This is a genomic window from Enterococcus sp. DIV1368f, assembly GCF_051712245.1.
In the GTDB taxonomy this organism is placed as follows: Bacteria; Bacillota; Bacilli; order Lactobacillales; family Enterococcaceae; genus Enterococcus; species Enterococcus faecalis.
In genome coordinates this window covers 1,148,038-1,174,291 of the sequence record NZ_JBIOON010000001.1, presented here as the reverse complement: position 1 = coordinate 1,174,291, position 26,254 = coordinate 1,148,038, and the positions used below count along the sequence as shown (strand labels likewise).

Genomic DNA, 26,254 nt, shown 5'->3' with positions numbered 1-26,254 from the left:
AGGTGAATGGTAAAGTGAATGATTATGAAAAACTCGTCAGTTCCATTCAAAAGGATGTGACGGTTTTAGAAATTGATTTATACAATCAAACAGGTTGTTATGGGTTGTATCGAAATGGCAAAATTTATATTGAAAAAACATTGAGTACCCGTCAAAAGAAGAATATTTTAGCCGAGGAATACGGGCATTATCAAACATCCGTTGGCACTATTTTAAATCAAAATTGTACAGAAAATCGGAAGCAAGAGTTGAAAGCCCGCAATGTGGCCTTAGAGCAATTAGTTACATTAGACGATTTAATTCGTTGCTCTGAAGCTGGCTTAAGTAACCATTATTCTTGTGCTGAATTTTTGGAAATCGATGTTGAAACATTAAAAAATGTGATTACGTACTATCGACAAAAGTATGGCGCCACTTATCTTTATAAAGGACGAATTTTTGAATTTAGGGATTATTCTGTGATGGTATTAAATACCGGGTTAACTTAAAAAGCATGGAACAAAATCCTTATTGATTTTGTTCCATGCTTAAAAGTATTCTGGAAAATTCAAGAGCGGTTTTTGTACCAATGGTTAATATGTCCGACGCCAAGCATAAGATTTGGGACAAGTATGAGGACGAATATAAATGACGGCCAAAATCCGATGAACTGAATAATATGTTCCCGCATACTATGTAGTACAAATAAGAAAAGAAAAAAGTACAGGGAACTCTTGCCTGAACCCATTTCTTTTAAATAACGATCTCCATTTTTATAGAAAGCAACAATTCTTTTCATCTTTGCACCTCCATGACTATTTTATCAAGAAATCATGAAAAGAAAAAGCACACCATTCGTCTGGTGTGCTTTTTCTTTTTAATTATTCACCTTGATTCAACTTACGAATCAACTCATCAATGTGATTTCCGTATTGGACAGATTCGTCTCTTTCAAAAATCAACTCTGGTGTTTTATACAAGGTTAACCGTTGTCCTAATTCTTTACGAATCAGTCCTTTGGCTTTGTCTAAGCCTTGTTGAGCTTTTTGTTGTTCGGAAGCTAAATCAGATAACAAGCTGTAATAAATCGTTGCTTGTTGTAAATCACCGGTCACACGAACATCTGTAATAGTGATGCCTTGGACGCGTGGATCTCTGATGCGTTTGTTCAAGATATCATTCACTTCACGCATGATTTCTTGACCTACACGACGGTCACGATAATTTGCCATAGTGTCTTCCTCCAATTACTAAAATTATTGTTTGATTTCTTCCATAATGAAGCCTTCAATCGCATCATCTACACGTAAATCATTGAAGTTTTCAATCATAGCACCACATTCAAAACCAAGTTTAACTTCTTTCACGTCATCTTTAAAGCGTTTCAAGCTTGCTAATTTACCTTCATAAATAACAATACCATCACGAATGACACGCACGCCACTATCGCGGCGAATAAAGCCTTCTGTAACATAACAGCCAGCGATTGTGCCAACTTTAGATACTTTGTACAATTCACGAACCGTCATTTGACCAGTAATTTTTTCTTCAAATTCTGGATCTAATAACCCTTTCATCGCTGTTTCGATTTCTTCTAGAGCTTTATAGATAATACGGTGTAAACGAATATCAACTTCTTCTTGTTCTGCTTGTTGTTTTGCTTGTGGTGTTGGGCGAACGTTAAAGCCGATAATAATCGCATTACTTGCTGCGGCTAAAGTTACGTCGCTTTCATTGATGGCCCCAACTGCCGCGTGAACAATTTTCACACGAACACCTTCTACATCAATTTTTTGTAAACTTGCTGAAACGGCTTCGGCAGATCCTTGTACGTCTGCTTTGACAATAATATTAACTTCTTTTAATTCGCCTTCTTTTAGACTTTCAAATAAGTTATCCAATGTCACACGGCTACTTGCTGAACGTTGTTCAAGTAACGCACGTTTAGCTCGTTCTTCCCCTGCTTGACGTGCTGTTTTTTCATCTTCAAAGACTACAAAACGATCACCCGCTTGAGGAACATCATTTAATCCGGTAATTTCCACAGGAGTTGCTGGTCCTGCTTCTTTATCACGGCGGCCCATGTCATTGGTCATCACACGAACACGTCCGTAAGTATTACCAACAACGATTGGATCACCAACATGTAAAGTTCCTTGTTGAACGAGTAATGTCGCAACCGGACCTTTACCTTTATCTAAGCGTGCTTCAATCACTGTTCCAATTGCTTTTTGCGTTGGATCAGCTTTTAAGTCTTCTACTTCAGCAATCAGTAAAATATTTTCCAATAGTTCATCAATGTTTTGATTGAATTTCGCTGAAATATTGACGAAAATCGTATCTCCGCCCCATTCTTCAGGAATTAATTCATGTTCACTTAATTCTTGTTTCACATGATCAGGGTTCGCACCAGGCTTATCAATTTTGTTAACTGCTACAATAATCGGCACTTTTGCCGCTTTCGCATGGTTAATCGCCTCGATTGTTTGTGGCATTACTCCATCGTCCGCTGCAACAACTAAGATGGTAATATCAGTGATGCTGGCACCACGCGCGCGCATACTTGTAAAGGCCGCATGTCCTGGTGTATCTAAGAACGTAATTGGTTTGCCATCAATATCTAACTGATAGGCACCAATATGCTGCGTGATACCGCCTGCTTCACCTGAAGTCACACGAGAATGGCGCAATGTATCTAATAATGTTGTTTTCCCGTGGTCTACGTGTCCCATGATTGTGACAACAGGGGGACGTGTAGTTAAGTTTTCTTCAACAACTGCTTCTGGTTCGAAGAATTTATCAATGTCCGCAATATCAACTTGAACTTTTTCTTGCGGTTCCATGCCATAGTCCACAGCTAATAATTCAATTGTATCTTTATCTAAGGCTTGGTTTTGGTTAACCATGACACCCATCATAAATAATTTTTTGATGATTTCCGCTGGTTCGCGGTGGATTTTTTTCGCAATATCCGCCACGTTCATACCTTCTGTATATTCTAAAACATCTGGTAATTCACGGAATTTACGTGCTGGTACTGCTGGCTTCGCTGATTCTTGTTGATGTTTGCCTTTTTTCCCTTTTTTATTGAAACGATTGCGGTTTTGGTTATTAAAGTTATTCCGGTTATTACGATTTTGACCGCCACCAAAATTGTTGTTACGGTTTTGGCCGCCACGGTTTTGGTTGTTCCCGCCATTGTTATTTTGGCTGGTCCGATTTTGATTCGTTGTAGAACCGTTATTGTTTTGGGTATTGCGGTTTTGATTGTTTGTATTTGTTTGATTGCTACGGTTTTGTGTGTTGCTTTGGCCGTGACGATTTTGGTTGTTGTTGTTTCTTTGTTGTCCATTCGTTGATTGATTGTTTGGACGATTTTGGTTATTTCTTTGTTCACCAGGTTTATTGTTCATTGGTTTCTTATTGGCTGGTTTATTTTGTGTTGTTTGTTGCTTTTGGTTGTTTGTTGCTTTTGATTGAGTATTTACGGTACTTCCTCCTCCGAATGCTTGACGAAGCTTTGTTTCTTGCTCGGAACTAATTGCGCCCATATGGTTTTTAACATCCATACCTAATTGATGCGCTTTATCGACAACGTCTTTGCTTGCTTTATTCATTTCTTTTGCTAGTTCATAAATTCTTTTTTTTCCCATGCAATCACCTTCCTAACCTTTTAGTAATTCCTTGATTTTGGTGGCAAATCCTGCATCAGTTACTCCGATAACCATTCGTGGTCGCCCAATCGCTTGGCTGAGCTCGAATTGACTGAACAGTTCGCTAACAGGAACATTATAATAAGAACTTTTGTCCTTGATTTTCTTTCTAGTATTCTCACTGGCATCTTGCGCAACAAACACAAATTTCGCTTTGTTTGCACGAATATATTTAAGGGTTAATTCCTCGCCTGTGACTAATTTACCGGCGCGCATTGCTAAACCTAAAAGGTTCAAAATTTTGGTTTTATTTTCCATCGCCAAACAACTCTTTGCGGGCTTTTTGGTGCGTTACATAATCCAATAGTTCTTGATAAAATTCATCACTTAATTTTGTTTCTAAGACACGATCAAGAATTTTTTTATCCCAAGCTTTTTGGACTTCCGCAGGATCCAAATCAACGTAAGCGCCACGTCCAGGTAATTTACCAGTTGGATCTAAGGCCACTTCGCCTTCTTTGGAGCGAGTAATTCTGACTAATTCTTTTTTCGGTTTCATTTCGCCTGAAACAACCGATTTACGCATTGGAATTTTTCTCTTTTTCATTTTTTCACCCTCCAAAAACGTTATTCTTGTTCAGGTAATTCTTCTGTAATTTCTGCTTCAACAACTGCTTCAACAACTGCTTCTTCAGCAGCCAAGTTTTCGTAATCATCTGCCGTCATATCTGAATGGATAATTGCTTCATCCATTTCTTCTGCCACTTCGGCAACTTCTTGATTGGCTTGTTGTTCATAAAATTCAGCCATATCAGATTCTGATTTGATATCAATTTTATGGCCCGTTAATTTAGCAGCTAAGCGCGCATTTTGACCACGTTTACCAATTGCTAATGACAATTGATAATCAGGTACAACAACTGTACATGCTTTGCTATTTTCTGGATCAAAAATAACATCTAATACTTGAGCTGGATTCAAGGCATTACTAATATAAATAGCTGGATCTTCGTTCCATTCCACAATATCCATATTTTCGCCTTTTAATTCATTCACAATCGCTTGGACACGTTGGCCTTTTGGACCAACACAGGTACCCACTGGGTCAATATTAGGATCTGTTGAACGAACGGCTACTTTTGAACGATCGCCAGCTTCACGAGCGACGCTTACGATTTCAACAATTCCATCATAAACTTCTGGAATTTCTTGTTCAAAAAGACGTTTTAGTAAATCTGAATGACTACGGCTTACAAAAACTTGTGGGCCTTTTGATGTGTTTTCAACACGTGATACGTAAACTTTAATCCGATCATGCGGTTGGTAAAATTCATTTGGCATTTGATCTTGTTTTGATAAGACTGCTTCGATTTTACCTAAGTTTACATAAATATAACGACGATCTTGACGTTCAACAATTCCTTGCATGATGTCATTTTCATATTCGCTAAATTCATTATAAATAATTGTTCTTTCTGCTTCACGGACACGTTGTAAAATTACTTGCTTTGCTGTTTGGGCAGCAATGCGGCCAAAGTCTTTTGGTGTAACTTCAAAACGAATTTTGTCGCCGATTTCATATGCACCATTTAATGCAACGGCATCTTTTAATGAAACTTCCAATTGTGAATCAAATACTTCTTCTGTTACTTCTTTGACAGCATACACGTGAATATTGCCTTTTTTTGGTTCAAATTCAACTTCGACGTTGCTTGCTTGTCCATAATGTCTTTTATATGCAGAAACTAAAGCTGCTTGTAACGCTTCAATCACCGTATCTTTAGGAATCCCTTTTTCAGCTTCTAATACGTCTAATGCATTTAACATTTCTTTGCTCATTGTTTTTCTTTTCCTCCTATGGATTCGTTAAAGCTGAACGAGTGGTTCTTCTTCCAAGGGAAAAACTTCTCGTTAAAACTTGTCACAGGCCTAGCTAAAAGTAAAACTTTTAGTGGACCCTTTTTTACATTCGAGTCTGTTGATTAAAATTGAATGGCTAAACGAGCTTTTGCGATATTTTTACGTTCAAAAGTCATTTCCTTCACTCTGGTTTTAATTTTTACACTTAATGTTAATTGTTCTGAATCAAGATGGACTAAGGTACCCTCAATCTGTTTTTCTCCATCAACTGCTTGATAAAGAGAAATATGAATGTACTTACCTACCGCTTGTTCATAATCGCTTTCTTTCTTTAACGGACGTTCTGCTCCCGGAGAAGAAACTTCCAGAAAGTACGCTTGCGGAATTGGATCTGGATCCATTGCATCTAGTTTTTCACTTAATTTTTCGCTGACAAAGGCACATTCCTCAATATCAATGCCACCTTCTTTATCGATAAATACTCGTAAAAACCAATTTTTTCCTTCCTTAACAAACTCTACTTCCACAAGTTCAAAATTTTGTTCTTCTAAGATTGGTGTGACTAACTTTGTTACAGTTTCCACAGCACTACTCAAAATTTTCGCCTCCTTCGAGATTGATGTAACGAACCGTGTCCTGATGACTTTTCCATCAAAAAGAGTGAGCAGAAATCCGCTCACTCCCAACTAGTATCATTACGCTAAAGATAGTATAGCACAGAACCTCTCCAAACTCAAATGAACAAACTAAATCTCTCGAAATTTGCACATTTTGTCTCGATTACTGAAACTATCTAAGCGATTATTTTTTCGTTTTAAAATAGATAAATAATCCTTGAATCAAAAGAAGGCTACCTAAGAAAAGAAACGCGTTTTCTTTTGTTTCTCCTGTTTTTGGCAATTCCTTATTACGAATCGACTGTTTTTCAATAGTTATTGAAGTAGTTTCTGTGGTTGAATTCGTAGTAGTATCTGTTGTCCCACTCGTTGGTGGTGTGGTACTTTCTATTGGTTTTTCTGGCGTATAGTGATTAGTAAATACTTGACCTCCATCATACTGAATAGTCGCCACGAGATTTCCTAAAAGCGCCTCGACGGTTACTTGGACTTGAAGGTTGTGCGTATCGTAGGAAACACCTGCCTGTTGCGTGTTTACTTCCCGAATGGTGTATTGATAGTTTCCGGGAGTTTCAAAGGTTAATGGTGAAAATTGAATTTTCCCTAAAGTATCGTTACTAACTGTTTCTAGTACTGTGCCTTTCTCATCTAACAATTCAAATTGAAATTCAGCATCCTTCAGTGGTTTTCCTAAAAGAACTTTTCCAGCTAAAAATGAAGCAGCGACTGGTTGATATGAAATCTTATGATTCACAACAGTTTTCAGTGCAACTAAGTTTTTACCAAAGTCTTCAGGCGTTATTGGAATCTTGTTTTGCGAAAGTTGGTAACCAATAGGTGCTTTGGTTTCTACTAAAGTATAGTTATCTTTTAACAAGCCTTTAACAATCGCTGTTCCGTTTTGATCTGTTGTGATTTTGGCCACTGTTTGATTGGTTGAGTTACGAATGAGTTCAAATTCTGCACCTGCTAAACGCTGGCCCGCTTCATCTTCTTTATGAATTTCAACAACATATTGTTCACCATTGGCTTCTCCACCACCCGTTTGTGAGACACGACTCACTTCGACTTCTTCCACCACCGTTTGATTTTCTGTTAATTTTGCATAATTTGTGAAGGTTTCACCTTTTTCGGGAAGATGATCGATTTTGGTTTTATAGGTGATACGATATTCGTTAGTCCCAATATTGCCAAAATGCACCGAAAAATTGCGGTCACCAGGACCATACTGGACAGCCAACTGATCAGTTATATCTTCCTCTGGCGTGAACTGCCAAATAGCATTTCCATCCAGTGTCCATTGTCCTCGTTCAATTTTCATAGTGTCTTTGATATAACTTAAACTTGCTGTTTTTAGCACATCTTCCACTTCTAAATCAGTATATGTTTGCCCTGTTGGATTAATCCGTAGTACATTGTAAATTTCGGTTGGATCGTCTTCGATAAACCACGAATACTTGCTAAATTTTTCGTTAACATCATCGCCTTCACCTTGGTAATCAAGATCGCCAGCAAATATTTTTTCCCCTTCAACCGTGACGTAAATAGGAATCTTGGATTCATTTTCGACATTTTCGAAATCAATCAAACTTGTAAAATATAAAGACCCACTAATATTGGCATGGTTTTCTACGTAATCTGTATACGTTAACGTGACCGTTTTATTTGCTACATCGGTCTGTGCGATTGCAACCACAGCACCTGTATCATCTACTACATTAAAGGTCATATTTTTCTCGAGACGTAGCTCTTCGGGTAAAGTAATCACACTCGTATCCCCACTATTAACGGTATTATCCGGTAAGTTGAACTCAATTCGGAGGTAGATGTCTGTATATTGATTAATGGTCCCAAGCGGGTTTCCCTCTTTGTCCGTTAGTTGAATCGCTGACACAATGTTGCCCACTTGTTTACGCGGCACTACATTTGGCGTAGCAGAAATTTGATTGGTTTCACTGGTACTAGTTGGTTCCGTTTGCGCATATCCTGTTTCAAGTTTCAGAAAAGGCGTTATCAGCGTCGACAAAAGAATGAAAAACATTCCCCAATAGACAAAACTTCTTTTTTTCATTTTTATTCAATCCTTCCTACCTAAAATAATTGGTTAGGTTTATACTATCAAGGATTAACTAGGTACAAGTGTTTTTATTTTTCTCAACAATAAAAAACAAAAAACACCGAACCAAAATAATTTTGGCTCGGTGTTTTGCTCCTAATGTCTTTTCTTATAAAACCATAATTGAACTTTTTCAGAAATGGTTGATAAATGTTGGAAAGTTGAGTCTGCTGCAAAGAAAAGAATGGCTAAAAGTAACAAGGCTGTTGGCGATACCGAAGTTAACGAGAACAAGTTTTTCATGGAAATACTTGTAATAACCATTCCGATTAAACAGCCAATCATTACGCGCTTGCGGTAACGATTCATTGGTGAACTAATTTTATAAAGAACCATAAAGCCGACTGAAACTAGCAACAATGTTGCAGTCGTTGAAATGTCCGTTTTTTGAAGTGCAAGAATATCACCACAAATTAGTAAGGCACCGACTACTAACATATCCGTTAACCCACCAGGAATTGCTTTTGATAACACATTGAAAAGAAATTTCCCTTCAATGCGGCGATGATTTGGTTCCAAAGCTAGAAATGTCGAAGGAATCCCAATTGTAAATAAACTAATCAATGTGACTTGTGTCGGTTGTAAAGGATATGTCACGGCAAAAATCATAGCAAAGACAGACATTAGCAAGGAGAAAATATTTTTTACAAGGAATAAACTTGAAGAGCGTTCAATGTTATTAACTACTTGGCGGCCTTCAAAGACAACCTCCGGCATCGTTGAAAAATCAGAATCCAACAACACAACTTGCGAGGCTTGTGCTGTAGCTTGATTTCCTGAAGCCATGGCAATACTACAATCTGCTTCTTTCATGGCTAAAATATCATTGACTCCATCCCCTGTCATCGCCACTGTATGATCTAATTTTTTCAACAATAGCACAAATTGTTTCTTTTGTTCTGGCGTGACACGACCAAAAACGGTGTATTTTTCTAAAGCTTCTGTCTGGGCTTCCATTGTAGTTAATGTTCGCGCGTCCACATAATTTTCAGCACCAATAATGCCTGCCGCTTGTGCTACATTGGATACTGTTAAAGGATTATCGCCAGAAATGACCTTAATGGCCACATTTTGTTCAGCGAAATATTCAAAAGTTGCTTTGGCTTCTTTACGAATCGGATTCCAAAGAAGAATGTAGCCTAGAGGTTGAACCTCTGCTGTCAACGTTTCTTGAAATTCTCCTAAATACTTTCCGAACACCAATAAGCGATAGCCTTGACTTGTATAATGTTCCACTTCAGATTGATACATTTCATAATTGTCTCTCAAAATCATCTCTGGCGCCCCAAGAATATACGTCGCTTCTGGGAAAGTCACGCTACTAAATTTTTCGACAGACGAAAACGAGGTATAGCTAACGGCTTCCCTCTGATTATTAGTAACAAAAAATTCTTTCATCGCTTTCATCGTATCGTTGTCAGCTGACATTGTTCGGCAAAAATCGCCAATTAATTTTTCGACATTGGTTAAGTCTGTACCATCATTTTCGATACTCACCACAGGAACCAACTCTTGGACTTCCATCGTGTTTTCAGTAATTGTTCCTGTTTTATCTACACATAACACATCAACACGTGCTAAGGATTCGATACTTTTCATGTTGTGCAATAAAACGCCGCGCTTCGCTAAGCGCATTGTGCTGGCAGCTAATGCAACGGTTGTTAAAAGGTACAACCCTTCCGGAATCATCCCAATCAAGGCAGCTTCCATGGAGACAATGCTGTCATGAAGCCCTTGATGGTTGATGAAATAACTTTGGAAAAATAGAACACAGCCGATTGGGATAATAATAATTCCTACCCATTTCACCAAACGGTTAATGGAACCGACCATCTCTGATTGTTCCCCTTTTTTAATTGACTTCGCTTCAAGCGTTAATTGATGAACATAGGCCTCAGCGCCAATTTTATCAATTCTTGCATAACAAGAACCTGACACAATAAAGCTACCTGACAAAAGTTGACTATCTGCTACTTTGGTAATCTCATCAGATTCCCCAGTTAACAAGGATTCATTCACACGGACTTCACCAGATAAGACAATTGCATCCCCAGAAATCTGTTCACCCGATTTAAAGAGCACCACATCATCCAAAACCAGTTCATCTGGCGAAATTTCTTGTTCTTGGCCATCCCTTACAACGGTTACTTTTGTAGCGTTTAGAATATTTAAGCTATCTAATACTTTCTTCGACTTAATTTCTTGGTAAATTCCAATGACCGTATTAATGATTACTACTGGCAAAAAGGTCATATTTTTATAAGATTGTACCAGCATTAATAACACACCTAGTACCACAAAAATTAAGTTGAAATACGTAAATACGTTATTAATAACAATCTGTTTTGTTGTGATAAACTCTGTATCGACGGCGGCATTGACTAAGCCTTTTCGCTGTCTTTCTTCAACTTGTGCGGCCGTCAAGCCTTGTTTATCTTCTGGATAATAGCGTTCCGCGTTAGCAGTCACTGCTATTGGTTCATTTTCTTGCATTTCTTTTTTTCTTCTCAAACACATCACCCCTTGTTCTAGTCGACTCTTTCATCGTCTCCTTCTCTCCCACAGTATAGCACTGAATAAAAATTTAGATAACAACTAGCGTCCAACTATAGAAAAAAATTATACATTTCCTAAACATTGTCATTTTCAGGAACAAGCTAACGCAAAACCTTTTCATTTACTTGTTTTTCCTTTACTATAGTAAGGAAGAAATATCAAGAAATGAGGAACAATTGATGGCACAGAATCACGTAATTAAAGTTAGTAAAAAAACATTAGCAGAGATGACCACTGTTTATCAACCCAATCGTTTAAATAAAACGGTCCCTTATACTGTCTTTGTGGCCAAGGTTGGCACCACTACTATCACCGCTTATCAATCAGGTAAAGTCATGTTTCAGGGACCTCAAGCTGAAAAAGAGGCCGCTCGTTGGGAAGGAACGAGTACCACACCACAGAAAAAAATTTCTCCCCAGACTACTACACTGCCTGCTGATTTTGGCAACTGGTCTGTGATAGGTTCCGATGAAGTCGGTAATGGTAGCTATTTTGGTCCAGTAACTGTCTGTGCTGCCTATGTTGACAAAAGCATGATTAGCAAACTAAAATCATTAGGTGTTCGTGATTCCAAAGAATTAACCGACCCACAAATTATTCAATTGTCACATGTCATTAAAGAACTGATTCCTTACAAGTTATTAATCGTTGAACCAAAAAAATACAATGAGATCCAACCAAACTACAATGCTGTACACATGAAAGTCGCTTTGCATAACCAAGCGATTTATCTGTTGCTACAAGAATTGGCTCCCACAAAGCCAGAAGGGATTTTGATTGACCAGTTCACCCCTGAAAATAACTATCGGAAATATGTTCGTAATGAAAAAAATCAAGTCACTGAAAAATTGTTCTTCGTCACTAAAGGAGAGCAATATCATGTTGCTGTTGCTGCCGCCTCTATTATTAGCCGCGCTGCTTTTTTAGAAGAGTTAGACAAAGAATCTGCAGAATTGGGTTTCTCTGTGCCCTCTGGTGCTGGCAGCAAATCAGACCAAATAGCCGCCCGTATTTTGAAAAAAGGCGGCCTGGACTTATTAGCGAACTACGCGAAGCTGCATTTTGCAAACACCCAAAAAGCCCAAAAGTTACTATAAAATAAACACCAAGCAAAAGTCCCAATGCCGATTAGCGGCGCTGGGACTTTTGCTTAGTGTAAAAAATTATTTTTCAATTTCTATAAACAGGACTTTTAAGTAATTACCTTCTGGAAAATTAGGATTCACTTGAAAGTCTGCCGGTAATTGATACGTGTCCGTAATCTTGTAACGGACATTTTTCTCTTGCAAGGCAGTAATCACCATTTTTTGATATTTGGCTAAGGATAAATTTGCCGCATTGGTTGAGGCAATAAGCGTTCCCTTATCCGTTAAAATATCAATAGAATCTTTCACTAACTCCCCATAATTTTTAGCAACGGAAAAAACTTTCTTTTTGTTGCGAGCAAAACTTGGCGGATCCAAAATGATCATGTCATAACTCAAGCCTTTACGTGAAGCATATTTAAAGTAGTCAAAAACATCCATAACAATAATCTTTTGCGCGGCAAGATTTAAATGATTGACTTCAAATTGCTCAGTCGTTTTCGGTAAGCTTCGTTTAGCTAAATCCACACTAGTGGTGGCCACGGCACCTCCCATAGCGGCAGCTACTGAAAAAGCACCTGTATAACTAAACATATTTAAGACTGTTTTACCTACTGCAAAACCATCTACTAATCGACCACGAACTTCTTTTTGATCTAAAAAGATGCCTGTCATTAATCCTTCGTTTAAATAGGTAGCAAATTGAACGCCATTTTCAGTGACAAGTAATGGCTCGGGTGCTTGTTCACCATATAAAAACTGTGATTCTGGTAAATCTTTTGTGGAAAAGCGAATCTTTTCGTAGGCACCAATAATGTCAGGGTAAACTGTGCGAAACGCCGTCAAAAGTTCGGTTTTTTTCTGATAAAGGGTTTCATTATACCATGAAAAAACGGCGTAATCTGCATAGCGATCGATGATTAGACCCCCAATGCCATCTCCTTCTCCATTAAATAATCGATAAGCGGTTGTCAGCGAATCCTTTTCAAAAGACGTCCGCTTCTCACGACTTATTTCAAAGAGTTGTTGAAAAAAAGATTGATTAATTGGTCCATGCCATGACAGCAACCAACCAATGCCTTTATTTTGTTCGCCTAAATATCCTTCAGCTAAGCGCTGGCCTTTACTATCAATCAAAGTAAGCCAATCTGTTGGCAACGGCGCCGGCACTTGTTGCAAATCTTCTTTTTGAATTAAAGGATATCCTTTTTTAAATTTATGTTCTGCTTTTTTAGTTACTTGAAGTTTCATTCTGTACACCTACTTTTCAAAGTCCTATCTAGTATAGCAAAAAAAGACCCATCTGTCTTTAAAGGATTCAAGCTTCACGTCATTTAACGAACTAAAAAGTTTAAGGAAATAGTAAGTTTTCTTTAACATCACCATTCCTCACTTCGGTAAGAATTGACATAAAATTTGTGAAAGAGTAAAATTAAAGCGATATTGTAAAATACGAAATTTACCTAATTTTACTTTTATAGAATCATCGTTTAGAAAGGACGTTTATTTTGAAAAAATTATTTAAAACAAATATTTTGAACACGCGACTGGGGTTATTCTCGCTAATCGCCATCTTACTGTGGCTAAAAAACCTCTTTGCGTACGCCGTTGATTTCCATTTACGTTTGGAAAATATTAACGAGTATTTCATACTCTTAATTAATCCAATTGCCACAACGGTCTTTTTATTAGCCATCGCTTTGTATGTTCGCCGTAAAAAAGCTTCTTATATTACAATGATGATTATTTACTTCTTGATGAGTTTACTGCTCTTCTCAAATGTCGTGTATTATCGAGAATTTACTGACTTCATCACAGTTAATACGATGCTTGGTGCTGGCAAAGTAGCTAGCGGTCTTGGCGAAAGTGCCTTACGTCTCTTTAGACCTTATGACGTCATTTATTTCTTAGACTTCATTATTATTGGCGTATTATTATTAACGAAAAAAATTAAAACAGATGCGCGTCCAGTCCGCGCACGTGTAGCAGTCTCTGTCACACTCCTTTCTGTTGTCTTTTTCTTATTCAATCTATTTATGGCTGAAACAGAACGTCCCCAATTATTAGGACGCCAATTCTCTCGTGACTATATCGTGAAATTCTTAGGCTTAAATGCCTTTACCGTATACGATGGCATTACAACTTACCAAACAAACCAAGTCCGTGCCGAAGCTAGTGCTAACGATATGAAACAAGTTGAAGATTACGTGAAACAACAATATGCGGCACCAGATGATAGTAAGTTTGGTATTGCAAAAGGCAAAAATGTAATTTATATCCATTTAGAAAGTTTCCAACAATTTTTAGTTAATTACAAATTAAAAGATGAAAATGGCGTAGAACACGAAGTCACACCATTTATCAATAGTCTTTACAATAGTAAAAGTACCTTTAGCTTTGATAACTTCTTCCACCAAGTTGGTCAAGGAAAAACAAGTGATGCCGAAACGTTACTTGAAAATTCACTATTTGGTTTAGACCAAGGTTCACTCTTTACACAAGTTGGTGGGAAAAATACGTTTGAAGCAGCACCCGATATTTTAAAACAAACGCAAGGATACACTAGCGCTGCTTTCCACGGAAATGCCGGTAACTTCTGGAATCGAAATGAAACCTATAAACGTTTAGGCTATGACTATTTCTTTGATGCTAGTTATTATGATGTTAATTCAGATAACTCATTCCAATATGGGTTACACGATAAACCATTCTTTAATCAATCCGTTCAATATTTAGAACATTTACAACAACCGTTCTATTCTAAATTTATTGCTGTATCCAATCATTATCCTTATTCTCAATTTACAAACGATGAAGCAGGATTCCCAATTGCAAAAACCTCTGACGAAACAATTAATGGTTACTTTGCAACAGCGAATTATTTAGATAAAGCGGTAGAAGAATTCTTTAACTACTTGAAATCTTCAGGTCTCTATGAAAACTCAGTCATTGTTCTTTATGGCGATCACTATGGGGTTTCTAATTCAAGAAACCAAAACTTAGCAGAATTAGTAGGTAAAACCAAAGCAGATTGGAACGATTTTGACAACGCCAATATGCAACGTGTTCCTTATATGATTCACGTTCCTGGTCAAGAAAATGGCGGTGTGAACCATACGTATGGCGGCCAAGTTGATGCCTTACCAACCCTTCTACACTTGCTTGGTGTTGATACGAAAAACTACATTCAGTTAGGCCAAGATTTATTCTCTAAACAACACAATCAAATCGTTGCTTTCCGCAACGGCAATGTTGTAACACCTAAATATACTATTTTAGGTTCTAGCATTTACGATACTAAAACAGGCACTTTAATTACAGAGCCAACCGAAGAAGTTAAGAAAGAAGTCGCTGATTTAAAAGCCAAGGCGACGAAACAATTAGAAACATCTGACCAAATTACTAACGGTGACTTGCTTCGTTTCTATACCAATAGCGGCTTAAAACCAGTTAACCCAGAAGACTATGATTACAAGAACCAATTGCAACAACTGGAAGCAATTGAAAAAGAAAAAGGTGAAAAATCAACGAGTGTTTACAGTAAAAACAATAATAAATCAACCGTTGATGAATATCACACTGACAGTTATCAAGGCTATCAAAAAACTGGTAAATAAATCTTCAAAAAGCTTGAGCAATTTGCTCAAGCTTTTTTGCTACTTTTTCATAATTAATTCATATTATTTCACTATACTAAAGATAGTTTAGAGAGGTGAAAGTTGATGAGAAGTGTCCGTTACGCTACAGCTAGTAGTTTTTATCATAAAAAAATCACGTTAATCACTGCACTCTTCTTCTTCCTGTTCTCTTTCTTATTGACTGGGCTGTTTAACTTAATTGATTTTGAAAAAGAGTTTTTACGAACGATGCCAGACTTTGTCGATATTGAAAAACAAACTAGTTACCATTACCAACTGATTCAATACTATTGGCACCTCTATCTAGGTAGTGTCATTTTCTTTGGTGTTACTTTCCTTCTGTTGATGTATGTGACATTACGCATAAAAAAGGAAGAAATACATACATGGTATCACATGCACTTTTCAAATATGTATGTCACCAAACAGCTCTTACTAGAGTTATGTTTACCGGCTCTATTAGGAATTTTCAGTTTTTTACTTTTCACTTTAATGTTTCAAGAAACGTATAATACTGTTCTTTGGGCTGCTCGTGATGCTATTTTACAGTGGTCTCATTTGGAAACTCCAGCATTTTTAGCTAAAAGTACCGACCAGGATGTCACGATTACAAATATCCAGCATTTAGGGATTCAAACGATCCAAGCATTTTCTTTTGATTTTAAAAGTATGCAGTCGCTTTATACAATCCGTAATTGCTTTGTTAACTGCTTAATCTTGCTTGGCATTCCTCTTGTTTGCGGGACTCCTTTCACGTTGATTTATTTACGCACACATAAGAAATAAGGGAGGGATTTTCTATGAATGTCACACCATCATTCAAAAAAACAACCGAAAAAAAATCCTCATTCGACGCGTTAGCTTTGCGAGAAGTTTATGGAATCATTTATTCTGCTCCAGAACAAGAACTCGCATTGGCCGATTTTTTCCAAACAAATCAACTAACCATTACTAGGCTTTCTTCTAGTGAAACCTTTCTGCCCTACTTGCCATTAGAAGAAAATTTATTTATCGCTAGTACAATCAAAGAACGGGATCGAAAAGTAGTTCTAGCCGAAGCTTTCCAGGTGTTCCAATTAGAACCTGCCTTACTTGGTCGTTCCTTTACTTCTTTTACGACTTTTGAAAAAATTAAAATGCGCATAATACAACTTTTGCTTTCAAAAACAAGTACGTTAGTGATTGATGACATCTTTTCTTCATTAACGATTGGACAACGTCAAGAAATTTTACCTCAATTAAAAATAGCAGTTCAAAAAAGAAACAAGCGCTTGCTATTTCTGACAAAAGATCCACAAATTATTGATAGTCCCTATGTGCACCCCCTGTCTCTACATGCGTTATTAAACTAAAGAAAACGTCTGGCACTGATTGTGACCAGACGTTTTCTTTAGTTTTCAGTAATTTCAACATCAGGAAATGAAATAATAAACGTGGTGCCTTTACCAAGTTCACTCTCAACATTGATTTTTCCTTTATGCAAGCGGACCAATTGTTGAACGATTGGTAAGCCTAATCCTGATTCTCCATATTTAGTATTTTTACGGGATGGATCTACTTTGTAATAACGATCCCAGATATTCAAAATTTGTTCTTCCGTCATGCCGATTCCTGTATCAGAAATACGGACAATAGTTTCTAAATAGCCTTTTTCTAAAGCAATATGAATTTCGCCATTTTCAGTAAATTGGATAGCATTTTGAACAATATTGACAACTACTTGAACGAAACGATCATAATCGGCATACACATCAATTGGTTCGGTGGTGTCTAAATACAATTGATTACCGGCGGCTTCAGCTTTGGCCGTTAGTTGAGTCACAATATTTTCTAAAGCTTCTGTTCCGTTGAACTTCTTCACGACAATTTGAATCTGGTTGGTCCGAATTTTTTCATAATCAAGATTTTCATTGACTAAGCGAATCAAGCGAGCGGTCTCATTTTGCATCAGTTTAATCGCATTCTCTTTTTGATTTTCAGGAATAGCATTATACTGCAATCCCTCTAACAAGCCATTAATAGTTGTTAAAGGCGTCCGCATTTCATGAGAGGCATCCGCCATAAATTGACGACGGCGCTCTTCTTGACGATTGATTTCTTCTTGTGATTCTTTTAAAGACGCAGCCATTTTATTAAAATCTTCTGCTAGGTCATCAAATTCATCTTTGTCATGGACTGGTAATTGAATATCAAAATTTCCACTAGTGATTTCTTTGGTGGCTTTACGCATCCGATTTATTCGTTTCACTTGGAAAGTCGCAAATAGATAACTTAGTAACAAGGCAATCACACCAGAAAAAATAAAGCCTTTAATCAAGTTTTGTGTCACGGACTGGACACTTCGGTCAACGTTTTTGGCAGGTTGTGTAATAACGAGTGAACCAATAATCACTTTTTTATCAGAAGACTGATTTGATGCATACACCGGTAACATTACATAGGACGAAGTATTTCGGGCCCCGTAAATATCAATGTTTTCTGTTGCATAAACACGATTGCCTTTCATGATTTGATCCCAATTTTTATCGATTAAGGAAAAGTCTAATTTTTTCGTGCTATCAACTGGTGGGTACTGCACTTCGCGGTCCTTGTTAATAAACACAAATTGCACATCTTGCTTCTGGAGTACGCGCTCAGTCAACTGAAATGAATAGGATAAAACATCTCGATCTGAAACACCTGCAACATTAATAAAAAAGTCACGTGTTTCTAAAGCCGATTCTGCATAACCATACAGCTGTTCATAGTTATTTTCTTGCATTGTGCGCTTGGTCAATTGTGTGAAAGACGTTCCGACAATGAGAATAATCAGAGCGATCACACCTATAAAAGCAAGTAATTGTTGATACAAATACTTCATTAAGCAACACCTGAATCGTCGAATTTATACCCTACGCCCCAAACCGTTTGGATGACTTGAGGACCCACTTTTTCAATTTTTTGTCGTAATTTTTTGATATGGGCATCAACTGTCCGTTCATCGCCAAAGTATTGATAGTCCCAAACCAATTCTAGTAGTTGTTCGCGTGAAAAGACTTGGCGTGGTTTTTTTGCTAAAGTGTATAGCAAATCAAATTCTTTAGGTGTTAAGCCTTCAATTAATTGATTATCTAAATATGTTTCTCGTGTTTTCGTATTCATTTTAAAATGATCCGTAATCACATCAAACGTTTCATCTGTATTCTCGGACGTATCATGCGCAGCCTCTGCCACCTCGGCACGACGATGTAGAGCTTTCATCCGTGCAATCAAAGTTAATGGACTAAATGGTTTTGTCACATAATCATCCGCACCCATTTCAAGGCCAATTACTTGGTCACTTTCAGAATCACGAGCGGTCAACATAATAATGGGAACATTGGCTGAAACTTTGCGAATTTCACGACAAACAGCCATCCCATCCATACTAGGTAAGTTTAAGTCTAACGTAATCATGTCCCATTTTTCTGGCGAAGCAAGAAAAGTCGCCAATCCTTCTTTGCCATCATCTTTAAAGGTAGCTTCCCACCCTTCATTTAAGAAAAACATTTGCATCATTTCTGAGACGGATTCATTGTCTTCAATCATTAATATATTCATTTCATTCACTCCTTATTCACTTTTCATAAAACTGCTCTATTGTAGTATACTCTAAAATTGAATTTGTACCAACCGATTCTATATTTCTTCAAAAATCCTTTACAGAACCATCAAAAATCACTTTTTTTCCTGCTCTTTTAAAGAAAACGAAGGGAACCCATTGTCTTTTCAGAAAAGTTTGTTAAAATAACAAGCGTAGAGAGGATGTTAGGGTATGGATAAAATGAAAGCTATTACTTTTTTTGATTTAGATGGAACTTTGTTAGATGGAACATCGCAAATTACTCCTGAGATTACCGCAGCAGTGGCGGCCTTGAAAGACAATCAAATTTTACCTTTAATTGCGACAGGACGGACCTTGTGTGAGATTCAGCCAATCATGAAAGCCAGTGGTATTGACTCAGCGATTGTAATGAACGGGCAATTTATTCATTATGAAGGAAAAACGATTTATTCAGATGAATTTACAACAGAGGAATGTGTTTCACTGCATGAACATGTCAAACATCGTGGTCATGAATTGGCTTTTTACAATGAGCGACGTATTTTTTGTACAGGGCATACTGGCACAGTGAAACAAGCCTATGATTATATTCATTCAGCTGTTCCAGAAATTGATCCCACAGGTTATGAGAATGATGCCGTCAACATGATGTTGGTCTTAAGTCAACATGGCGATGATGATGAATATTACTATGAGCGGTTTCCTGAATTGACCTTTTATCGCAATGGTCCTTTTTCAATTGATATTGTTCGTAAAGGGGTCTCTAAAGGCTCTGGTGTCAAAAATCTTTTTAACACCTTGGGATTAAACGGCATTCCCACTTATGCCTTTGGTGATGGCATCAATGATTTGGCGCTGTTTGAGGCCTGTGATTATGGAATTGCCATGGGTAATGCGCGAGAAGAACTAAAAGAAAAAGCCACCTTTATTTCAACTAAAAATACTGAGAATGGCATTGTTAATGGCTTGAAAAAATTTGATTTACTATAAGAGAAAACTACCTTCTTCTATTGATGTACTTTAGAAGAAGGTAGTTCTTTTGTATGTTCATTTTTCTTTTTCTGCTGTGCACAGAGAGCTACTCCCACTACTTGAATCAGCAAAATCGCTCCCAACAAACAACTTAATACGATGTTTCCTGATAGGATTGTTCTTCTGATTAAAATAATTAATACAACACTGCTAATTCCGTAGAGTAACCATTGGTTGTCCATTTTTATTGACCCCTTTGTTTTTCTATGTTTAGGATAGGATGTTTCCTACTAAAATGCAAGGAAAGATCCTAGATTCTTACAACTAACCCATAATTTTTACTAATTCCTTATTTGTTTTCATTTATTCTTAAGATTCGTTTCATTTTTGTAAAAAATCACACTTTTTTTCTATCTCTGTTTTAAATTGCGTACAGTTCTTAAAAAAAATGATACACTAAAAGTGAACTCGAAATGAAAGGAGCCATTCCTTTGGTTAATAGCGAAAAAAGAAAACAATTAATTATTGATACATGCATTTTAGCTGGAAAAATTATGCTGGAAAGCGGATCTGAAGTATATAGAACCGAAGATACAATTACTCGGATTGCAGCAAATGCTGGTGAGCCAGAGAGCGTTTGTTACACGACGGCTACAGGGATTTTCGTGGGTTTTCGTTCCAGTAATTATACGCAATTAGAAAACATCCCCCAGCGCTCGATTAATTTGGAAAAAGTTAGCCTTGTCAATCAGTTATCAAGAGAATTTGCGCAAAAAGAGATTACTCTACCAGAGCTTTATCAGCGCTTAACTCTATTAGAAACAGATACCCCCACTTTTTCAATTTCGTTACGCTTGTTAGCAGCCGGAATTGTTAGTTGTACGTTAATGTACATTTTTGGTGGCACTTGGCAAGATTTTATTGCAACTTTTTTTGTTGGCGTGATTGGGTATGCTAGTTATCTTTTTACCCAAAAGTTATTCCAAGTTCCTTACCTCGATTCATTCGCAGCCGCTTTTGTCATTGGTTTGTTGGCCTATTTGGCTGTGCATTTTCGTTTAGCAGTCAACATCGATAATATTATTATTGGTGCGGTAATGCCGTTAGTTCCAGGTGTGGCGATTACGAACTCTTTTCGCGACATTTTAGCCGGCCACCTCATCAGCGGGACGGCGCGAGGGACAGAAGCTATTTTTATTGCTGGGTCTGTTGGCCTGGGAATTGCCTTGATTTTTAAATTATTTATGTAAGGAGTGTTCAAATGGAACTAATTTTTCATCTTCTCTTTAGTTTTTTAGCGACTGTGACGTTTGGTATTATTACGAACATTCCTCGTAAAGCACTGGTGGCTTGTGGCATTACTGGCATGACAGGTTGGATGATTTATTATGTCTTAACGCAAACTTTTGATGCTAGTCAAACCTTTGCAAACTTTTTAGGAACGGTCGGGTTAGGAATCGCTAGTATCTTTTTTTCCCGTTACAAAAAAATGCCGATGATTATTTTTTATATTCCAAGTTTGGTTCCTTTAGTGCCAGGAGGCCCTGCCTATCAAGCAGTTCGGAGCATTTTATTAGGAAATATTGATGACGGGTTGCAGTTGATTTTAAAAGTTGTCTTTACTGCTGCAGCCATCGCAGCGGGCTTTATGGTGACATCATTACTGGAACGAATTGTCAAACGTTTTTTCCCCAAGCGTCTCTTCCGATTGGTCAAAAAATAAAAAAACAAGCTCATTTTCTGAGCTTGTTTTTTTACTCTACTTCTTCAAAGAACAGCAACAAATCTTGTAGCGTTAATTGTGCTTTTTCAGCAGCGTTTAAATCTTGAACAATTTTACCTTTTTGTAAAACAATTAAACGATTGCCATATCGTAAAGCATCTTCCATTCGATGGGTAATCATCAAACAAGTTAAGTTCCCTTCTTCAATCCGTTGTTCCGTTAAGTGCATCAACTGCTTGGATGTTTTGGGATCTAAGGCAGCAGTATGTTCATCTAAAAGTAATAATTCTGGTTTTGTGATAGTGGCCATTAATAAACTTAAGGCTTGGCGTTGACCGCCAGAAAGGTTACCTGTCGGTGTATCCAAATGATTTTCCAAGCCATTGCCAACTTCTTGACAGATTTTTGTAAACAAGGCGCGTTGCTCATTTATCTTCCGTAATGTTAAGGGACGTTTTTGTCCGCGTTTCATGGCAAGCAATAAATTTTCTGCCACAGTCATTCTTGGTGCTGTCCCCATTTTAGGATCTTGAAAAACACGCGCTAAAGATTTAGCCCGTTTGACTTCAGAAAGATTGGTGCGATTGACTCCTTCAATTAAAAATTGTCCCTCTGTTAGTGTCAAAGTTCCTGCTAAACTATTGAACAGCGTACTCTTGCCTGCGCCATTTCCACCTAAAACAGTAATGAAGTCCCCAGGATAAATGGCTAAGTTCACATGATCCAAAATCACTTTTTTTTCGTTCATCCCATTATCAATGATTTTTGTCGCATTTTTTAATTCAACAACTGGTTTCATTTCGTTTCCCCCTTATCAGAAAAGCCGTGTAGGTGTAATGCTTTTTTCAATTGTGGGATCATTAAACAGATTGCTAAAATCACTGCTGAGAAGATTTTCAAATACGTCGTATCAAAGCCTAATTTAATCACTAATAAAATCAATAGTTGATAAATAATACTCCCTACAACAATCGCCATCAGCCGTTCACCAAATGTTAATTCTCCAAACAGTACTTCACCAATAATAAGTGAAGCCAAGCCAATCACAATGACACCTGTTCCTTTACTTACATCCGCATATCCATCATTTTGGGCAATCAAAGCGCCAGATAAGCCAATCAAGCCATTCGATAAAACCAATCCTAAAATTTTCATGCGATCCGTTTGAATGCCAATCGAACGAGCCATTTCTTCATTGTCGCCTGTCGCAATATAGGCTTGTCCCAAACTAGTATTAAAGAAAAATAACAGTAAAATCATTACCACAGCCAAAACGCTAATCCCTAAAAAAATAGTATCATAATAATCTGGTAAGGCCATTTTTTGAAAAACATCTTGAATCTTCGGTTGGTTTAATAAAGACTTATTTGGCGATTTCATCACAAATAAAATCACGGAATTTAAACCAGACATCACTAAAATTCCTGCTAAAATAATTGGAATTTTTCCTTTTGTAAACAGTAAACCAGTCACTAAACCGGCAAGCATTCCTGCTCCGACCCCTAAAAGAGTCGCTACAAATGGTGAAACCCCTGTTGTAATGGCAGTTACACAAACCGCCCCCCCTAACGGAAATGAACCTTCTGTGGTCATATCTGGAAAATTTAAAATACGATAAGTCATAAAGATACCTAGTCCTAACAAGGCCCATAACATTCCTTGTCCAATTGCTGAAACAATCATCGCTTCTCCTACTTTCTTTGATAATTAGTTAATCAATTTCGATTTTTTTGCTAACTCTGCGGGAATCGTAATTCCTAACTTTTGCGCTTGTTTTTCATTGATAATTGTGTCGCCTGTATTAAAGGTATAAATGGGGGTAGTTGCTGGTTGACTTTTTCCAGACAGAACCTCTGCTGCCATTTTTCCGGCTTGTACCCCCAACGCATGTTGATTAATCCCTACAGTTGCTAAACCGCCTTGTTCTACCATCGTATCCACCGAAGGAATAATCGGCGTCTTGGTTCGGTTTGCTTCTCCGACTACCGTTTGCATGGCGTTAGCAATCGTATTATCAGTTGGTATATAAATCACATCTGTTTCCTTAGTCATCACTTGAACCGTTTGTGCAATTTCATTACTTGATGGCACAGCATATGTTTTCACTGTCAATCCTTTGGCTTCAGCTGCTTTCTGCGCTTCAGCTACTTGGTATCGAGAGTTTTCTTCTGAGGAAGCATAGAGAATACCTATTTTTTTGGCAGCTGGTATCAATTCTTTTAGTAAATCCATCTGGGCTGACAAAGGAGATTGATCACTAACACCCGTAATATTACCGCCTGGCTTTTGATTGTCTTTCACCAATCCTGCACTAACAGGGTCCGTAATGGCGCCTAAAATGATCGGGATTTCTTGGGTAGTGTTGGCTAACGCTTGCGCAGCTGGCGTGGCGATGCCAATTAAAACGTCTGCCTTTTTTTGTACTAATTGTTGACTCATGATTGCTAACTTACTCTGGTCGGCTTGACCATTTTGAAAAATAATTTCTAAGTTTTTGCCTTTGTCATAGCCATTTTCCTTTAACCCTTCCTCAACACCTTTATAAATTTCATCCAATGCGGGGTGACTGACAAACTGCAAAACCCCTACAGTAACTATGTCTTTCTTTGAATTCGTCACTTTTTGATTCACAAAAAAAGCACCAATTAAATAAATAGCTAATAAAGACACGACAAACGTTAAACGTTTATTTTTCATTTTGCATTCTCCTAACTGCCCTTTTGTTTGGCAACTTTTTCTTTTTAATAATAAAACCATTATCTATAGGGCGTTTCTTCCGTTGAAAGTGAAACTGAGATTCATAATCCTCTGCTTAGTCAAAATCCTAGGAACACTTTTTTACAAATGTCAGGATTTAGCTGCGACGAGGATCGCAATTTTGGTGAGAATCGCAGGAGCACTTTTCTACGATTGTGACAACGTTCTCTTCGCTCACCTTGTACTACTCATCACTCTTGAAGGCCAAACTGCGGCGAGTATACGCAGCCTGCATCTACTCTGTCACTTTGTGCCAATCGTAGTGCTTGTCAGGATTTAACTGCGACGAGGATCGCAACTTTGGTGAGAATCGCAGGAGCACTTTTCTACGAATGGGACAACGTTCTCTTCGTTCACCTTGTACTACTCATCACTCTTAAAGGCCAAACTGCGGCGAGTATACGTAGCCTGCATCTACTCTGTCACTTCGTGCCAATCGTAGTGATTCGTAGCAAAAAAACAACGACTTATCCTAAGTGTTTAGGAGTGGTCGTTGTTTTTATGCAAAACAAAAACCACATAGATGGGTCCTCTATGTGGTCGTTTTTTCTTCTTGAATATAACCAGCATAGATACACTTTTTAGAATAAGTCTTCTAAAGTTGTATCTATGAAAGAATCATACATACAACTATCTACGCCAGTTTTGCCATGATTGGTGCATTTCTTTTACGTTAGATAATTGTGTCATGTATTTTCCCTCCTAGTTATGTTGTTAAAGGTAGTCTACACTATATTGATTTTGTTCGTCAAGAAAAAGTTTTTATTTTCTTGCATTTCTTTTACTTCTAAAAAAAGAGCCACTCTTATGAGAGGCTCTTTTTTCTTTATTTCAGCATATTTACCACTTAATTGTTTCGGTTTCTTTCAATTTTCACGGGAACTTTAACTGCTTGTTTTTGCGATTGAATCAGCCATAAACTTACTAAAATCGTCATTGAAATTACTAATGCCATCGAAAATCCCCTCTTTCTAATTCCTTAAAACTTTCTACAATCTAAGTTTAACATAGCTAGCTATTATTCACCAGTTTCTGGTACTGTATCAGTGCTTTCTGTCGTCGTTTCAGTAGATTGAGCAACGCCAGTCGTGCTGGTCGTCGTCTGTGTTTCAGCGGTCTTTGCTGCTTCTTTTTCAGCTTCTTGGGCTGCCTTTTGTTGGTCTTTCAAAACGCCAGCCATCGGTAATCGATTTAATTCTGGTATTAATTGCGTTTTTAAATCCATAGATTTTTCGACAACCGTCCGTGTCTTTTCTTTGCCGTTTTCAAAGAAAACAAGCGTAATCTCATCGCCGCTAACATTGTATTGCTCTTGTGCTTTGCCAGCATTATAAATTAACGGATAGATATACAGCGAACGATGAAATTCATTCATTTTATCTGAATTAAACAGCTTCACCATTTGATCGTATTGCTTGCCAGATGGTTTAGCAAACATGACTGACATGGCTCCTGTTTCTTGGATTTTCTTGTCTGCTGTTTTGTAATCTAAGACACTGACTTTCTCTGATTTGATGGGTCCTGCGACTAACGATTCAACTTGAGCAGCTCGAATATTTTTTTGCATCGTTGGAATAAAAATGATTGAGCCAATTATTAATACTAATGCTACAATAGCGGTAATCATTAACAGTTTTCTTTGTCTTAATTCATAAAGTGCCTCTTTTAGTTCTTCCATAAAATTATTCAACTTCTAATCGCTCCTCGCTTTTAGT

24 protein-coding genes are annotated in these 26,254 nt (G+C 37.5%); 8 read left to right on the top strand and 16 right to left on the bottom strand.

Features of this window, described 5'->3' with window-relative positions; translation table 11 throughout:
- Window positions 1-2: 2 nt before the first annotated feature.
- On the top strand, window positions 3-488 hold the full coding sequence (locus IGL07_RS05990) for a toxin (RefSeq protein ID WP_002382232.1): 486 nt from the start codon (window positions 3-5) through the stop codon (window positions 486-488).
- 372 nt (window positions 489-860) lie between these two features.
- On the opposite strand, the gene rbfA is transcribed toward IGL07_RS05990, so the two are convergent.
- The 8 genes from rbfA to IGL07_RS05950 all read right to left on the bottom strand — a co-directional run bounded on the left by rbfA (window position 861) and on the right by IGL07_RS05950 (window position 10,742).
- Window positions 861-1,211, bottom strand: a complete 351-nt coding sequence (rbfA, locus tag IGL07_RS05985) for a 30S ribosome-binding factor RbfA (protein WP_002360497.1) — start codon at window positions 1,209-1,211, stop codon at window positions 861-863.
- A 24-nt stretch (window positions 1,212-1,235) separates the two neighbouring features.
- Window positions 1,236-3,632 (bottom strand): translation initiation factor IF-2, encoded by a 2,397-nt coding sequence (gene infB / locus IGL07_RS05980; protein WP_002357859.1) that lies wholly within the window; start codon window positions 3,630-3,632, stop codon window positions 1,236-1,238.
- A 12-nt stretch (window positions 3,633-3,644) separates the two neighbouring features.
- Entirely contained in the window at window positions 3,645-3,950 is a 306-nt protein-coding gene (locus IGL07_RS05975; RefSeq protein WP_010817215.1) for a YlxQ-related RNA-binding protein, read from the bottom strand.
- Complete coding sequence (gene rnpM, locus IGL07_RS05970; RefSeq protein ID WP_002363794.1) at window positions 3,940-4,239, bottom strand: RNase P modulator RnpM; 300 nt, start codon at window positions 4,237-4,239, stop codon at window positions 3,940-3,942. Before rnpM ends, IGL07_RS05975 begins: the two co-directional genes overlap by 11 nt.
- 20 nt (window positions 4,240-4,259) lie before the next feature.
- On the bottom strand, window positions 4,260-5,471 hold the full coding sequence (nusA, locus tag IGL07_RS05965) for a transcription termination factor NusA (protein ID WP_438747272.1): 1,212 nt from the start codon (window positions 5,469-5,471) through the stop codon (window positions 4,260-4,262).
- 143 nt (window positions 5,472-5,614) lie between these two features.
- Window positions 5,615-6,088, bottom strand: a complete 474-nt coding sequence (gene rimP, locus IGL07_RS05960) for a ribosome maturation factor RimP (protein WP_002357863.1) — start codon at window positions 6,086-6,088, stop codon at window positions 5,615-5,617.
- 205 nt (window positions 6,089-6,293) lie between these two features.
- Window positions 6,294-8,180, bottom strand: coding sequence for an Ig-like domain-containing protein (locus tag IGL07_RS05955; protein ID WP_010817214.1), 1,887 nt, complete (start codon window positions 8,178-8,180; stop codon window positions 6,294-6,296).
- A 141-nt stretch (window positions 8,181-8,321) separates the two neighbouring features.
- Window positions 8,322-10,742, bottom strand: coding sequence for a cation-translocating P-type ATPase (locus tag IGL07_RS05950; RefSeq protein WP_002393199.1), 2,421 nt, complete (start codon window positions 10,740-10,742; stop codon window positions 8,322-8,324).
- A 218-nt stretch (window positions 10,743-10,960) separates the two neighbouring features.
- On the opposite strand from IGL07_RS05950, the gene rnhC reads away from it, so the two are divergent.
- Window positions 10,961-11,878 (top strand): ribonuclease HIII, encoded by a 918-nt coding sequence (rnhC, locus tag IGL07_RS05945; protein WP_010817213.1) that lies wholly within the window; start codon window positions 10,961-10,963, stop codon window positions 11,876-11,878.
- 66 nt (window positions 11,879-11,944) lie between these two features.
- Here the strand turns inward: rnhC and IGL07_RS05940 are convergent, their stop codons facing one another.
- Window positions 11,945-13,117, bottom strand: coding sequence for a class I SAM-dependent rRNA methyltransferase (locus tag IGL07_RS05940; RefSeq protein WP_010817212.1), 1,173 nt, complete (start codon window positions 13,115-13,117; stop codon window positions 11,945-11,947).
- 257 nt (window positions 13,118-13,374) lie between these two features.
- Here IGL07_RS05940 and IGL07_RS05935 point away from each other — a divergent pair, with 257 nt between their 5' ends.
- The 3 genes from IGL07_RS05935 to IGL07_RS05925 all read left to right on the top strand — a co-directional run bounded on the left by IGL07_RS05935 (window position 13,375) and on the right by IGL07_RS05925 (window position 16,856).
- Window positions 13,375-15,483 (top strand): LTA synthase family protein, encoded by a 2,109-nt coding sequence (locus tag IGL07_RS05935; RefSeq protein WP_002357869.1) that lies wholly within the window; start codon window positions 13,375-13,377, stop codon window positions 15,481-15,483.
- 105 nt (window positions 15,484-15,588) lie between these two features.
- Window positions 15,589-16,290, top strand: a complete 702-nt coding sequence (locus IGL07_RS05930; RefSeq protein WP_002360505.1) for a hypothetical protein — start codon at window positions 15,589-15,591, stop codon at window positions 16,288-16,290.
- Window positions 16,291-16,304: 14 nt separating this feature from the next.
- Window positions 16,305-16,856: a hypothetical protein gene (locus tag IGL07_RS05925; protein WP_002360506.1), complete on the top strand. Its 552-nt coding sequence runs from the start codon at window positions 16,305-16,307 to the stop codon at window positions 16,854-16,856.
- A gap of 38 nt (window positions 16,857-16,894) precedes the next feature.
- Here IGL07_RS05925 and IGL07_RS05920 read toward each other — a convergent pair whose 3' ends face one another.
- Complete coding sequence (locus tag IGL07_RS05920; RefSeq protein ID WP_002357872.1) at window positions 16,895-18,364, bottom strand: sensor histidine kinase; 1,470 nt, start codon at window positions 18,362-18,364, stop codon at window positions 16,895-16,897.
- Window positions 18,364-19,083, bottom strand: a complete 720-nt coding sequence (locus IGL07_RS05915; protein WP_002381953.1) for a response regulator transcription factor — start codon at window positions 19,081-19,083, stop codon at window positions 18,364-18,366. The genes IGL07_RS05920 and IGL07_RS05915 overlap by 1 nt, the downstream gene beginning before the upstream one ends.
- Window positions 19,084-19,297: 214 nt before the next feature.
- On the opposite strand from IGL07_RS05915, the gene IGL07_RS05910 reads away from it, so the two are divergent.
- Entirely contained in the window at window positions 19,298-20,077 is a 780-nt protein-coding gene (locus tag IGL07_RS05910; RefSeq protein WP_002369540.1) for a Cof-type HAD-IIB family hydrolase, read from the top strand.
- 17 nt (window positions 20,078-20,094) lie between these two features.
- On the opposite strand, the gene IGL07_RS05905 is transcribed toward IGL07_RS05910, so the two are convergent.
- Window positions 20,095-20,301, bottom strand: coding sequence for a hypothetical protein (locus IGL07_RS05905; RefSeq protein ID WP_002357875.1), 207 nt, complete (start codon window positions 20,299-20,301; stop codon window positions 20,095-20,097).
- Window positions 20,302-20,532: 231 nt separating this feature from the next.
- Between IGL07_RS05905 and IGL07_RS05900 the strand changes: the two genes are divergently transcribed.
- Entirely contained in the window at window positions 20,533-21,309 is a 777-nt protein-coding gene (locus IGL07_RS05900) for a threonine/serine exporter family protein (RefSeq protein WP_002404495.1), read from the top strand.
- A gap of 11 nt (window positions 21,310-21,320) precedes the next feature.
- A complete protein-coding gene (locus tag IGL07_RS05895) occupies window positions 21,321-21,782 on the top strand; it encodes a threonine/serine exporter family protein (protein ID WP_002357877.1) in 462 nt (153 codons plus the stop codon).
- A gap of 31 nt (window positions 21,783-21,813) precedes the next feature.
- Here IGL07_RS05895 and IGL07_RS05890 read toward each other — a convergent pair whose 3' ends face one another.
- From IGL07_RS05890 to IGL07_RS05875, 4 genes are all read right to left on the bottom strand, one after another.
- The gene (locus tag IGL07_RS05890) at window positions 21,814-22,581 is read right to left on the bottom strand and encodes an ABC transporter ATP-binding protein (protein WP_002357878.1); all 768 of its coding nucleotides are present in this window, start codon (window positions 22,579-22,581) and stop codon (window positions 21,814-21,816) included.
- Window positions 22,578-23,465: an ABC transporter permease gene (locus IGL07_RS05885; RefSeq protein WP_002361674.1), complete on the bottom strand. Its 888-nt coding sequence runs from the start codon at window positions 23,463-23,465 to the stop codon at window positions 22,578-22,580. The genes IGL07_RS05890 and IGL07_RS05885 overlap by 4 nt, the downstream gene beginning before the upstream one ends.
- Window positions 23,466-23,489: 24 nt before the next feature.
- Entirely contained in the window at window positions 23,490-24,479 is a 990-nt protein-coding gene (gene trpX / locus IGL07_RS05880) for a tryptophan ABC transporter substrate-binding protein (protein ID WP_010712341.1), read from the bottom strand.
- Window positions 24,480-25,557: 1,078 nt separating this feature from the next.
- A complete protein-coding gene (locus tag IGL07_RS05875; RefSeq protein ID WP_002386659.1) occupies window positions 25,558-26,217 on the bottom strand; it encodes a hypothetical protein in 660 nt (219 codons plus the stop codon).
- Between the last annotated feature and the right edge of the window lie 37 nt (window positions 26,218-26,254).